This is a genomic window from Ketobacter sp. GenoA1, from assembly GCF_003671475.1.
In the GTDB taxonomy this organism is placed as follows: domain Bacteria; phylum Pseudomonadota; class Gammaproteobacteria; order Pseudomonadales; family Ketobacteraceae; genus Ketobacter.
The window spans coordinates 211,916-224,321 of the sequence record NZ_RCHM01000046.1; the positions used below are offsets into that span (position 1 = coordinate 211,916).

Below are 12,406 nucleotides of genomic sequence, written 5' to 3' on the forward strand. Positions count from 1 at the left end.
CTACAGCATATCCTCCACTTCAATCCTGTCTTCCCATCGAGTATCAGAAGTTGGTTGATGGCGATCAATGACGATATTGGCGATACGACTGGCCAACTGTTTGTAATCATCCACCTGAATAAATTGCTGGCCCAGAAGATCACGCCAATTACCTTGCCGCTCCGCAGTTGCAGCGTAGGCAGTATGCAAGATGTGCATATGATGTACGTGGTAACGCTGTTGCGCTTCATGAAGTATTTCCTGAGCACTGACCGTGACTGAGCCCGTGGCTGGAGTCAGGCGCGAGATAATCTCAGCCGGAATCGTTTCCAAACAAGGCTCATCGCCAATGGTAAACAGGAACCCTTTCTGCTGTCGCTTTTCCCAACAATCGATCACTGTATGTCGGGCAGCAAACAGCCAGGCCAAATGATAGCTTTCACCACCATTACCACCTCCACCTTGTTCAAGGTAGACTTTTGTCAGCCAACGATCCAAAAGCTCAGCTGATGATTCGAACTGGCCCACCTGCAATGGCGCATTATCATAAACATGGTCCCCGATACCCAGGAATAGAACCTGCGGGTGGGCAATGCCCGCCTCCATCAATGAGCCCATCAGATCCGGCAAGGTATTCTTCACCAGATCCTCCGGAACAAAGCCCATGCTGCCGGTAACATCCAGCGCTACAACAATTGACAGTGATTCCGGATGTTCAGCCGAATCCCGTGACTCACGCATGCTGATTGAACGGGGATCCATTTCCGGATCGATTTCCCGAGCCTGAAAGATTTCCTGACGGGATTTTGTTGCATAGCCCTGACGGGCACGCAAGGCTGCATACGCTTCGTTGGAATAGGTTCCTGATCCCATGATTGTTTTCCTTAACAGAGGTTTACAGATTAGTTGGACTGGGTAAACAGATAGTCATAACGCTTCTGGGCGATTTCTCGTTTTATTTCCAGATTGCGTATTTTGACCCCCAGTTCAATTTCTTTGGTTACGAAGTCTTTGGCATCAAAATCAGAGGCCAATACCAGACTGGTGGCGTCCGTTGGACTCAAATCCAGCATGTTTTCCTGCTCACGGCGCAAACGCTTGATGGAAATCGCTATGTCCTCGATTTCCCGCTTGAACATCACCTCGGCATCTTCGGCAATGGCAACTGCGCGATCCGCACGAATTTTTGCATTGTTACGTTTCAACGACTCCAGAAAGGCGCCTTCTTCCATATTCTGTCTCCAGAGGAATGAATTCACCATATAGACAGGGAAAGATAAAAAAAGCGTTAAAAACAACGAATGGAAAATCAGGTTATCCCATACACCACAACCCGATTGCGGCCAGCCTCCTTGGCCTGGTACAAGGCTGCGTCGGCGTTTTTCAGCGCCTGTTCGCCGTTGTAATCACCACCGGTTTGCGTGTAGACTCCAACACTGATACTGACCGAAAACATGGCCTCGTCACTGCTGATGACGCTGCCGTGAATGGATTGCCGAATGCGCTCAGCCACCACCGTGGCCCCTTTACTGCCGGTTTCCGGCAACAACAGGCAAAACTCCTCACCACCAAAACGCGCCGCCACGTCCGGTGGCTGACGTACGCCGCCGATCAAATGGCTGGCAATGGTCCTGAGGCATTCATCCCCACCCGCATGACCATATTGATCATTCACCGATTTAAAATGATCCACATCGATCATCAGCACCGAAATGACGTGGTTGTAGCGGGCACAGCGGTTGAATTCTTCTTCTATTTTAAGCTCCAGATAACGGCGGTTTTTCAGGCCGGTAAGCTGGTCGGTCTGGCTTAATTGCTCCAGTTGCAGATTCAACGCCTCCAGATCCTGCGTGCGGGCCTGCACCCGTTCTTCCAGATCCTCTTTCATTTTCTCAGTGGTCTGCAGCAGCGCCTGCTGGGCGGCAAAGCGCAACAGCTTTTCCCGGTTGATTCGATCAGCCAGCGCAAACGACAACAGCACCACCTCCAGTATGGAGCCGATCTGCGCCGCGTTGTTGGTAAGAAAATTAGCCGGCAGCAAGTTGGTTTTATTCAGCGTAATTACGATTACACCCAGCAGGAACACCGACCAGGCCAACAGATACCAGCGGGCACTGCGATCCCCCAGGTAAACCTGATACACTCCAATGGCAAACGCCATGCTGGCCAGCACTATGGTAACCCCAACCACCACTTGCACCAGAATATGGTAAGGCCCCCACCAACTCACGGCCGCAATGGCAGCACACAAACCCATGATGCCACTCATCAGTTTATTCATGCGCGGCATCAAGGTTTTCAAGCGCAGGAACTCTTTACTGAACTGGCCGGCAAAAATACACGCGAGACAGATCATGAACAGCAAGGCCACGTTATTCCATTGAATGGCATTGGGCCACAAATAGCGGTAGGCCTGTCCACTCAACGTCGTAAACATCAGCGCCATGAACAACACACTGCCCACATACCAGAAATACGTGCTGTCGCGCAACGAGATAAACAGGAGCCCGTTGTACAGCACAATGATCAGCATACCGCCCCAGTAGAGCCCCTGCACCGTCTCCAGCCGCATCTGATGTTCGAAGTAGGCTTTCTGCTTCCACATCACCATGGGCACCTGCATGGCGCCTTCGCTGTGCACCTCAAGATAAAGTGTCAGGTTCTGTTCTGGTTGCCATTCAACCGGAAATACAAAATTGGGGCTATCCAGCGGCCGCTCCCGATACAGTCGCCGATCCCCCATGTGAAATTCCGCAAGCAGATTGCCGCCATCCATCACATAAACGTTAACGTAATCCAGAGGTGCGTAACTGATCTCGATGTAGCGTTGCTGGGTCTTGGAAGTTGGGTTATCCAGCTCCAGCTTCAACCACCAACGGGAATTGGAATAGCCCTTGTTCAACACCCGCTCGCCATTGGCTTGCCACGGCAATGTCTGCTGCAGAACCTGTTCCAGCGTGAGGGACGCTGAGGTGTCCTCATAGTATTGAATAGCCTGCTGCAGAGGCTGCCTGGGGGCATCCCTTACCAGGGCGCTGCCAAGGGCGTTTGAGGTACCGATCAGGTACAGCAGGGCAAGAGACAGAAACCAACGACTCAACCGATCATCCTTTTAAGCATCGACACAGTTTTCCTTATATTCCGGTGCACTGATTCAGTATAGATGCTATTTGGGGCCTGTAATTTCAGACCCCGCGGGGAAAACGGTATTGCCTTACAATTCAACTGGGTGGTAAGCCGGCACAGAGAGCACTCACCTGAGCCTTATTCTGCCTCCAGTACCCGCACGTTAATCACATGCTCTACCTGGCGCAGCTGATCGATGATGGTGTCATTGGGGAGTGCTTCAACGTCGAGGATGTTATAGGCCACGTTGCCCCGGCTTTTGTTCATCATATCCACAACATTCACGTTGTTTTCCGTGAAGATGGATAATACGTTACCCAGCACACCGGAGACATTATCGTTGCTGAAGGTAATGCGGCTGCAACCTTCCGCCCGCGGCATATTCACCGCCGGGAAGTTAACAGAATTCTTGATATTGCCGTTCTGCAGAAATTCCATCAGTTGATCAGCAGCCATCACAGCGCAGTTTTCTTCCGCCTCGGCGGTACTGGCGCCGATGTGCGGCATGGCAATCACGTCGTCCCGCTCCAGCAATTGCGGCTCGGGGAAATCGCAAATGTACATACCCAAGCCATTCTCGGATTCAAGGCTTTCCACCACCGCAGCGGAATCCACTATGGCGTCACGGGCAAAGTTCAACAGGCGCGCGCCGGGCTTGATGGCCTGCAACGCGTCATGACTGATCAGGCCACGGGTAGCTTCCAGCGCGGGAACATGCAGGGTCACGTAATCGGCACGGGAAAGCAGAGAGTGCAGATTCTCCATGCGTTCAACCCGATTCGGCAAACGCCAGGCTGCCTCCACCGACAGAGCCGGATCATAACCCACCACTTTCATGCCCAGGGCCAACGCCATCTCCGCCACCATGGAACCAATGGCACCTAACCCCACCACGCCCAGTGTGCTGCCGTACAATTCTTTTCCGGCAAAGCGTTTCTTTTCCGCTTCCAGTAGCTTGCTCATTTCGGCAGCGTCTTTCAGGTGTGTCAGGCTTTGCACGTATTCAATGCCCTTCAGCACACCACGGGAACCCAACAGCAGGCCGGCCAGTACCAGCTCTTTCACGGCATTGGCATTGGCGCCGGGGGTGTTGAACACCACGATGCCGCGCTGAGTGTACTCTTCCAGTGGAATATTATTCACGCCGGCACCGGCGCGAGCCACACCCAGCACTGTTTCCGGTAACGCTTCATTATGCAGTTTGTGACTGCGCAACAGGATGCCATCCGGATGGCTGATGTCGCTGCCTACCTCATAGTCCGCCCGTGGAAAGCGCTCCAGCCCTTTAACCGAAATCTGATTGAAAGTTTTGACTTTAAACACGATTCATTCCCTTTGATCTACTATTTATTATTTATGCAGTGACCTGCTGATATGCCCACTCCAGCCAGGGCACCAATGCTTCCAGATCCGTGGTTTCCACCGTCGCGCCACCCCAGATACGAATGCCATCGGGTGCATCCCGATAGGCACCGATATCGTAGGCCACACCTTCGGCTTCCAGCAACTTGGTGAATTGCTTGGTTTGCCCGGCATCCATTTGCATGGTGAGGCAGATGCTGGTGTTGGATCGCACCTCAGGCTGTTGCGCCAGAAAATCGATCCAGTCATGTTGCGCCACAAAGTTTTCCAACACCGCCAGATTGGCCTGGGAACGCTCAATGGCCCCGGCCACGCCACCAATATTGCGCACCCAGTCCAGCGCATCCAGATAATCGGCAACACACAACATGGAGGGGGTATTGATGGTTTCGCCGCGGAAAATACCTTCGATCAGTTTACCGCCTTTGGTCATGCGGAAGATTTTTGGTAACGGCCACGGAGGAGTGTAACTTTCCAGACGCGCCACGGCCCGTGGCCCCAGGATCAGCATTCCGTGAGCGCCTTCACCGCCCAGCACTTTCTGCCAGGAGTAGGTCACCACATCCAGTTTTTCCCAGGGCAGTTCCATAGCGAATACCGCGGAGGTGGCATCACAAATGGTCAACCCCTGCCGATCTTCCGCAATCCAATCGCCATCGGGAACCTTCACGCCGGAGGTCGTGCCGTTCCAGGTGAACACCACATCGTGGTCAAAATTCACATCGGCCAGGGGCGGCAGCTCACCGTATTCGGCTTGCAACGAGCGCACATCATCCAGCTTCAATTGCTTCACGATATCTGTATGCCAGCCGGAACCAAAGGATTCCCAATGCAGCACATCCACCGGGCGCGGCCCCAGTAAAGACCACAGGGCCATCTCGACCGCGCCGGTATCGGAGGCGGGCACCACACCAACGCGGTAACCGGCGGGCAGGCCCAGCAGTTCAGCGGTTTCTTCACAGCAGCGTTGCAGAGCGGCTTTACCCAGAGTTGAACGGTGGGAGCGGCCCAGGGTGGACACATCCAGGGCGGATACAGCATAGCCGGGGCGCTTGGCGCAGGGGCCGGAAGAGAAATTCGGATTCTGGGGTTTATGTTGCGGTTGCATGAAGGTCCTCGAGGCTGATGACAATGGAAACCCACCGCATTATGCCAGCTCTGCCAGCGAGGCACTAATGGTTAAGAGGCTTGCGATTCAAATTCAGCGCACTGCAGTGCAGGCAGACCATAATGTGCCCGGGCCCGGTTACAATCCGGGTTACCGGCAATGGTTACGCTGTGGCAGGCAAATTCCCGGCAGGGGGATGGGCGGTTTTGATAAATACTGCAACGGACCTGGGTACCAATCTCCCCCAGCAGGGCCACACAGCGTCCATGGCCACCTTCGGTGCCCTGCATGCAGCTGTAAACACTGTTCACTTTGGTTGTCAGATGGTCGGGCACCAAGCCTCCGACGCTGCGCGCCTCTCCCCAATAAAATGACACACGGAAAAAACCGCAGCAGGCGCCGCAACCAAGGCAGGGGGAAACAGGGTCAACCGGCTCCTGAGACATACGCTGATCCAGTATGGAAGGGAGCGAAATTTTATAGCCGGCTGTTGTTGGGGAACATGAAAATAAATTCGTGCTGACGTTAAATATCATTAAGCATCGGGCTTCACGGCCACCACAAAATACACCAACCGGTTTCCCTTCGGTACCCAGCGATACGCAATCCTGAATCCCGCCTGCTGCAGACTGGATTCCAGCGCTTTGCGGCTGAACACGCATACCCTGGGCAATTTAAAAAAGCGGGTAAACGGCGCAATAAGCCGATAGACATTAAGCCCCTGCTGCAAACAGGCGGTACTGCTGACAAACACCCCCCCTGGTTTAAGCAAGGTGTACACCTGGGCGATGGCCTGGTCTTTATCTTCCAGTAAATGCAGTACATTCAACCCCAATACCGCATCATATTGCCCTGCTTGAGCGGCAAACTCTTTCAGCTCAGCCACCTGAAAATGCAGCTGGGGAAGCCCTGCCTCCGACAATTTCCGCTTGGCCACCTCAATCATCCCCGGGGCGTTATCGATGGCGGTATAGTCGCGCACCAGTGGTGCATGAATCAGGGCCGTGGAGCCGGTACCGCAACCAAACTCCAGCACCCGCATATCCGGCGTCAGATAACCTTGGGTCACCTCCAGTTTCTTGGCATACTCCGCCTGGTTGGCAATCGGTTGGCGGGCGTAGCGTTCTGCAATACGGTCCCAATAAGCAGTTGAATGATCCATGGTGGCGCTTGCCTCCTGATTAGGTTGATACGCATTCTAGCCATGCATTTTTGCACTTGATATTGCCAAAACTGCATTTAAGCTATTCACATTTGTATAGACTGTTGGCTGGCTACCCCACATTTGAAGGAATTCCCATGGACTGGCGCCCCCTTAGATTTGATTGGAACCGCGCCCGCGCCTTTCTGGTGACCGTGGAAGAAGGTTCACTGTCGGCGGCGGCGCGGGCTTTGGGTATGTCCCAGCCCACCCTCGGGCGGCAGGTATCGGCCCTGGAGCAAGAGCTGGGTATTGCCCTGTTCGAGCGCAACGGCCAGGGCCTGCAACTCACCCCCGGTGGCGCGCAACTGGTGGAGCACGTGCGGGCCATGGGCGAGGCGGCCATGGATTTATCATTGGCCGCCTCCGGGCACTCCAACTCCATCGCCGGCCGGGTGTGCATTTCCGCCACCGAGGTGATGGCCATGATGGTATTGCCCGCACTGATCAAAAAGCTGAATCAGCACCATCCCAGCATCGTTATTGAGCTGATCGCATCCAATGACAGCAGCGACCTGAAACGCCGCGAGGCGGACATCGCCATCCGCTCCTACCGCCCCACTCAACCGGACCTGATTGCCCGCAAACTATCGGACATCACTGCAGCCTTGTACGCCACCCCGGACTACCTGGGCACACTGCCGCAACCGTTAACACTGCAAGCCCTGGCGCAGGCCCGGTTTATTGGCTTCAACGGGGGCGATAACCGGGGCTATATCCAGAGCCTGGCAGAACACGGGCTGCACATCACAGACGCGAATTTCTGTGTGAATCCCGACAGCCACCTGGTGCATTGGGCGTTGACCAAACAGGGCCTGGGCATCGGTGTCATGCCCACGACCATCGGGGATCAGGAGCCCGCGGTGGAGAGGGTGCTGGCCCGGCACGGCGCATTCTATAAAGGGGAGATGTGGCTGGTATCCCACCGCGAGTTGCGCATGAACAAACGGGTACGGGCGGTATTCGATTTTCTGGCGCAAACGCTGGGTGAAGACGGGGCGTAAAGGCTTTAACCCGGCAACGGTTTTACCCGGGTTTTTCCCGCCGCTCTAACGGCCGCCTCCGCAATGGCCGCGGCCACTTCCCGGGCAGCCTGCCGGCTTTGCATGGCCCGCGATACGGTGATGCCACCGATCAAAACGCTCAACATGGACCAGGCGCGGGCGCGACGCTCCTGCTCGACGGCACCCGCCAGACCACGGGCGGCAATATCGACGATGACCTGCATCTTACGCTCATAGGCCCCGTGCACCTCATCACCAAAGCGCACCACCTCAGGGGTCAGCGATGCCATGGCACAGCCGCACTCCAGATCCTGTCGATGGGCTTCAGTCATGTAGTAATGGGCAAACTCCTTCACCCAGTCGGCCCCGTATTGCTGTTGAAACTGCGGCAGATTGGTAATTACTTCTTCCAGGCCCTCGGCCAGCACCTCATCAAAGGCACCTTCTTTGGATCCAAAGTGGGAATAAATGGCCCCGGAAGTGACTCCGGCGGACTTGGCCAGATAATCCACACCAATACCGGCATAACCGTGCTTGCGGAAGCTTTTACTGGCGGAATCCAGCACCTTGCGGCGGGTTTCTTCTTTGTTGACACCTTTACGTCGCATAACGGTTACCTGACTTGTCATAAAAAATTAATATAACGATCGCTATTTAATGATTGACTTATAACGATCGTTATTTAAATATTCCGATAACGATCATTATATAGTGATCGTTATCTAATTGGCAAAAGGAGATTCCCATGTACACGCCACTGAAACCAGCACAAACCAACCAGCACACAAAAAGCCGACGTTCGTTTCTCGGCAAAAGCGCCGCGGCTCTGGCCCTGATCCCTCTGCTCAGCGCTCATGCACTCGTCACCGCCGCGGAGACAAACCCCGGCCAGCAAACCGGCAACCCAATGGCCTACGTCTATACCGAGTTACAAATCTCGACGCCGTTTGATCAAATTCCCTGGCAAAGAATCAATCAGGACATAAAACAACAGCCCGGGTTTCTCAATAAAACCTGGCTTTCCGGTGTGGGCAATGGCTCCGGCGGCGGATTCTATGCTTTTGATTCCGTTGCACACGCGCAGCAATTCGTTACCGATTATTTCCCCAACGAGGCCAAGGGGTTCGGTGTGGCCCAAACCACCCGCGTGTTTGATGCCAGCGTAACCGAATCCGCCAGCCGCGATATGAATTCCGTATACTACGGCAACACCCCGGCCACCAAACCCGGCGCCTACGTGTACACCGAAGTGCAGCTGAACGTCACGCCGTTTGATAACGGCCCCTGGCGTGACATCAATCTCAAACTGAAAAAGCAGCCCGGCTTGCTGTCAAAAACCTGGCTAAGCGGCCTGCACACGGGCACGCCAGGTGGCTTTTATGCCTTTGACACGGTGGAGAACGCACAGAAGTTTGCGGTGGAGTACTTTCCTCAAGAGGCCAAGTCCCTGAACGCGGCCTTCTATACACGGGTATTCGATGCCACTGCCACCGAGCAGGCCAGTCGCGCCATGCAATCCCCGTTTTATAACTAACCCGACAGGGGGCTGTGGCCCACTCCCAGGGGCTTGCTTAGCCTTTTAAAAGTTGCTCTGAGAGCGGGCCGCAGGTCATAAAAGCGTAAACCTGTCCCAATATTCCTATTAGTGCGCAGGCGATTATTTCTACACTCTCCTGTCTGGCAACCGTTCACAAGCAAGGCACGCGCATGAAAAGAAATACAATAAAGCAGTTAGTCTCTCTCGTATTGCCGCTTCTGGTCTTAAGCGGATGCGGGGGTGGATCAGAATGTTATTACGACGCCGAGCCAAGCGGGGGAATCAGTTCCGCGCGGGTATTTTATCCCTGTGATTTACCGGATAATTCGCAGAGCTACCGCGCCACCACCCTGTCGGGTGGATTTACCAATAACCAACAAAATATGTATTGGCTGGCCCAGTATCTGGTTGAGCAGGGCAACATGGTGGTATTTACTGTTTCCGCCGTGGACAACCTGAGTGTCCCCGGTTATGAGAGTGCCCAACGATCGGGCTACGATCTGATGCAGACGGCCAATATGGACCCCGCTAACCCACTCTACCTGCGCCTGGGAAAGTACGCCTTAATGGGCTATTCCATGGGTGGTGGTGCGGTTTTGAACGTGGGCAATGAACTGGCCGACGCGATCGACGCCATTGTTGCCCTTGCCCCCTATTCGCCCAATGAAAACCTGGCGAACGTGACCGCAGACACATTACTGCTGGTGGGGCAGAATGACATCGTTGCACCGCCGGGCTTTTCCGCCGGTGCCTATGACAACCTTCCCGCCGGCATCAGCAAAGCCTACATGCAACTGGCGAACTTCGATCACCTGAAGTGGATGAACAATACCGGCAGCAGCAACAATTCCAAAGCCGCCAGGCAAGTGATCCTGGACTGGTTTGACTATGCATTGAGTGGCAGCGGCAGTGCGCAGCAGGCTCTGTTGAATCCACCCCAGGAAATCATCACCAACCAAAACAATCTGTAGCATTTCCGCGGTGGCAGATACCCTACTCCGTTCCCGGGTACTGCTTCAGCAACGCCAGCATGGCGTAGTTGTTTAATTCTACTGCGGCCTGTTGCAATGTGTACTGATCATACAACCGCACGCTGGGGTCTGCGCCTCTTTTCAGCAGAGCTGCAGCGATGCTCAGGCTTCCTGTGCTCACCGCGTGTCCCAGCGGGGTTACCCCCGCTTGCATGCGGTAATTAATATCCGCACCATTGTTCATCAGCCAAAGTGCCGCATCACTCTGTTTAAATTCGATGGCCTGCATCAGCGGGGATAACCCGGATGGACCGCTAACATCGTTCACATCGGCACCGCGCTCTGTGAGCCACTGCATCACCTTGATCTGCCCGGTTTGTGCTGCGTAATGCAATGGCGTATGGCCCATATCATCGCGGGTGTCGATCGCCATACCCTGATCAATCAACCAGCGGACGTTGGTGGGGCGCTGTGCGTTGATGGCCAGGTGTAACATCGTTTTGCCGCGATGGGCCCGACCGGTTGCTGTCACCTCACCGAAGTGTGGCAGCTGACGGTAAATATCGGCAAACAGATCGTGGTTGCTGAACTCCGCCGCACGAATATAGAATTCCTGATAATTGTCGGCGAACGCCAGTGCCCGCTGCCAAACCTGCAGCGCTTCTTGCTGCTGCCCGGCTGCCTGCAGCTTTGCCGCCCGGGCGAACTGTACCCAGCCATAATCTTCCCTCGCCACGGGGTAGTCTAACTGCGCCAATGTTTCTTTGCTCACCTGCTCCGCCCAGGCAAGATCCGAGCAATCAAACAGAATACGTGGAATCAGGTTACCCCGGGCCCAACTGATGTTCGGCTGCAGCGCCACCATCTCCGAATAGTATTGTTTTGCTGTATCAACGGCGCCTTTTTTACATTCACTCTCAGCCAGTTCAGCGTAAGCCACCGCGCGGGGCAACGCCGGCAATGCCCCATTCAATGCAGCCATCTTATAATGGCGCACGCTGTTTGCTGCATCATTGGGGAGTTGTTTCTCATACAGGCGCCCCTGATTGACCTCAACCCAGGGATCGTTGGCATCCAGCGTGCGCGCCCTATCCAGGGCGCTCTGTGCCGCGCTGAAATCAAAGCGCTGAATATGCCAGTGACCCAACAGTGAATAAGCCGCCGCCAGATTTCCATCCAGGGCCATTGCCTTGTCGATTAACGCTTTGCCGCGTTCCAGACCGTTATTCCGATAGCGCCGGCCCATGGTATTGGTGGTCGCCAGGACGTAGCGCGCCAACGCTACATAGGCCGGTGCATACTGTTGGTCCGCGGCGATCACACGCTGAATCAATTGATGGGCAATGTCCTGTTCCTCGCCGCTGCCGTTGTAGTAATCCATCAATCGCTGGGCGGAGGCGATGATCGGTTGGGCGGACTGCCGATAGTAATCCAGATCCGGCTGGGCAGGTTGCGCCAACAGCTCCTCGCTCACGGACGGAAAGCGTTCCGGAAACAGCAAGGCCTCGCCCCCTTTCATCGCCATGATCCGGCGCATCTCAACACCGTTTTGCTGGCTGATCTTTTTCCAGGAAGTTCCAACCCGATCAAGCAGGTATTCTTTGGTGGATTGGGGCAACTGCTCCATGGCTTTCATGCTGCCCAGCAGGCGGCCACAGGACTGCGTGTGCGTTTGCAGCTGATCGGCATACTGGGAGAACTGGCTTTCATTGCGGATTTTACGCAGAAGTTCGGTGTATTCCGCCTGACAGGTTTGGGCGAGCTGATCCTGGTAATACAGGGTTACCGCCCTAAAAATACCGTGCTCGTGGTTCAGGTAAAGCAGCCCACCCACCACCAGCAATAAGCCCAGACGCACCAAATGAGCACTCTTTTTCATATCAAACCTTGTGTCCTTTTTATTATTCTGGATGCCCCCAGCGCTTTCCTTAGCTGCGGCTTGCAATTCATTCCGGCGTACAGCGGGTAAGTGTGTGAACCGGATCTATTTCACCACACCTACTTTGACCCTAGTTTGACGATCTTTGAAGGCGTTCTCAATTATTCATTAAATGGACAAAGAAGTGAACGGGAGGGGAGGCACAAAGGGAGGCACAGAAGAAGGCCATGCCCACGGCC

The 12,406-nt window shown here is 54.7% G+C and carries 12 protein-coding genes; 3 read left to right on the plus strand and 9 right to left on the minus strand.

The window, feature by feature from the left end; genetic code table 11:
- The 7 genes from D9N13_RS23465 to D9N13_RS23495 form a co-directional block, all read right to left on the minus strand.
- Window positions 1-852 (minus strand): hypothetical protein, encoded by an 852-nt coding sequence (locus D9N13_RS23465; protein ID WP_290594484.1) that lies wholly within the window; start codon window positions 850-852, stop codon window positions 1-3.
- 29 nt (window positions 853-881) lie between these two features.
- Window positions 882-1,211, minus strand: a complete 330-nt coding sequence (locus D9N13_RS23470; RefSeq protein WP_290594486.1) for a hypothetical protein — start codon at window positions 1,209-1,211, stop codon at window positions 882-884.
- Between the two features lie 77 nt (window positions 1,212-1,288).
- Window positions 1,289-3,079 carry a diguanylate cyclase gene (locus tag D9N13_RS23475; protein ID WP_290594488.1) on the minus strand — a complete coding sequence of 597 codons (1,791 nt, stop codon included), beginning with the start codon at window positions 3,077-3,079 and terminating at the stop codon, window positions 1,289-1,291.
- Between the two features lie 164 nt (window positions 3,080-3,243).
- Window positions 3,244-4,428: a phosphoglycerate dehydrogenase gene (locus D9N13_RS23480; protein WP_290594492.1), complete on the minus strand. Its 1,185-nt coding sequence runs from the start codon at window positions 4,426-4,428 to the stop codon at window positions 3,244-3,246.
- A 31-nt stretch (window positions 4,429-4,459) separates the two neighbouring features.
- On the minus strand, window positions 4,460-5,575 hold the full coding sequence (locus D9N13_RS23485; protein WP_290594494.1) for a phosphoserine transaminase: 1,116 nt from the start codon (window positions 5,573-5,575) through the stop codon (window positions 4,460-4,462).
- A gap of 71 nt (window positions 5,576-5,646) precedes the next feature.
- Window positions 5,647-6,021, minus strand: coding sequence for a YkgJ family cysteine cluster protein (locus tag D9N13_RS23490; protein ID WP_290594496.1), 375 nt, complete (start codon window positions 6,019-6,021; stop codon window positions 5,647-5,649).
- An 89-nt stretch (window positions 6,022-6,110) separates the two neighbouring features.
- Window positions 6,111-6,737 carry a class I SAM-dependent methyltransferase gene (locus D9N13_RS23495; RefSeq protein ID WP_290594498.1) on the minus strand — a complete coding sequence of 209 codons (627 nt, stop codon included), beginning with the start codon at window positions 6,735-6,737 and terminating at the stop codon, window positions 6,111-6,113.
- Between the two features lie 137 nt (window positions 6,738-6,874).
- Here D9N13_RS23495 and D9N13_RS23500 point away from each other — a divergent pair, with 137 nt between their 5' ends.
- Entirely contained in the window at window positions 6,875-7,780 is a 906-nt protein-coding gene (locus tag D9N13_RS23500; protein WP_290594500.1) for a LysR family transcriptional regulator, read from the plus strand.
- Window positions 7,781-7,785: 5 nt separating this feature from the next.
- Here D9N13_RS23500 and D9N13_RS23505 read toward each other — a convergent pair whose 3' ends face one another.
- Window positions 7,786-8,388: a TetR/AcrR family transcriptional regulator gene (locus D9N13_RS23505; protein WP_290594502.1), complete on the minus strand. Its 603-nt coding sequence runs from the start codon at window positions 8,386-8,388 to the stop codon at window positions 7,786-7,788.
- Between the two features lie 137 nt (window positions 8,389-8,525).
- Here D9N13_RS23505 and D9N13_RS23510 point away from each other — a divergent pair, with 137 nt between their 5' ends.
- Together D9N13_RS23510 and D9N13_RS23515 are read left to right on the plus strand one after the other, a co-directional pair.
- Entirely contained in the window at window positions 8,526-9,314 is a 789-nt protein-coding gene (locus D9N13_RS23510) for a YdhR family protein (RefSeq protein WP_290594504.1), read from the plus strand.
- Window positions 9,315-9,487: 173 nt separating this feature from the next.
- The gene (locus D9N13_RS23515; RefSeq protein ID WP_290594506.1) at window positions 9,488-10,288 is read left to right on the plus strand and encodes an alpha/beta hydrolase; all 801 of its coding nucleotides are present in this window, start codon (window positions 9,488-9,490) and stop codon (window positions 10,286-10,288) included.
- 22 nt (window positions 10,289-10,310) lie between these two features.
- On the opposite strand, the gene D9N13_RS23520 is transcribed toward D9N13_RS23515, so the two are convergent.
- Window positions 10,311-12,167 (minus strand): ankyrin repeat domain-containing protein, encoded by a 1,857-nt coding sequence (locus tag D9N13_RS23520; protein ID WP_290594508.1) that lies wholly within the window; start codon window positions 12,165-12,167, stop codon window positions 10,311-10,313.
- Between the last annotated feature and the right edge of the window lie 239 nt (window positions 12,168-12,406).

Excerpts from the sequence above, each read along its gene's own strand:
- D9N13_RS23470 (WP_290594486.1), bottom strand. The coding sequence starts at position 1,211 with ATGGAAGAAGGCGCCTTTCTGGAGTCGTTGAAACGTAACAATGCAAAA.
- D9N13_RS23515 (WP_290594506.1), top strand. The coding sequence starts at position 9,488 with ATGAAAAGAAATACAATAAAGCAGTTAGTCTCTCTCGTATTGCCGCTT.
- D9N13_RS23520 (WP_290594508.1), bottom strand. The coding sequence starts at position 12,167 with ATGAAAAAGAGTGCTCATTTGGTGCGTCTGGGCTTATTGCTGGTGGTG.
- D9N13_RS23490 (WP_290594496.1), bottom strand. The coding sequence starts at position 6,021 with ATGTCTCAGGAGCCGGTTGACCCTGTTTCCCCCTGCCTTGGTTGCGGC.
- D9N13_RS23500 (WP_290594500.1), top strand. The coding sequence starts at position 6,875 with ATGGACTGGCGCCCCCTTAGATTTGATTGGAACCGCGCCCGCGCCTTT.
- D9N13_RS23495 (WP_290594498.1), bottom strand. The coding sequence starts at position 6,737 with ATGGATCATTCAACTGCTTATTGGGACCGTATTGCAGAACGCTACGCC.
- D9N13_RS23505 (WP_290594502.1), bottom strand. The coding sequence starts at position 8,388 with ATGCGACGTAAAGGTGTCAACAAAGAAGAAACCCGCCGCAAGGTGCTG.
- D9N13_RS23465 (WP_290594484.1), bottom strand. The coding sequence starts at position 852 with ATGGGATCAGGAACCTATTCCAACGAAGCGTATGCAGCCTTGCGTGCC.
- D9N13_RS23485 (WP_290594494.1), bottom strand. The coding sequence starts at position 5,575 with ATGCAACCGCAACATAAACCCCAGAATCCGAATTTCTCTTCCGGCCCC.
- D9N13_RS23510 (WP_290594504.1), top strand. The coding sequence starts at position 8,526 with ATGTACACGCCACTGAAACCAGCACAAACCAACCAGCACACAAAAAGC.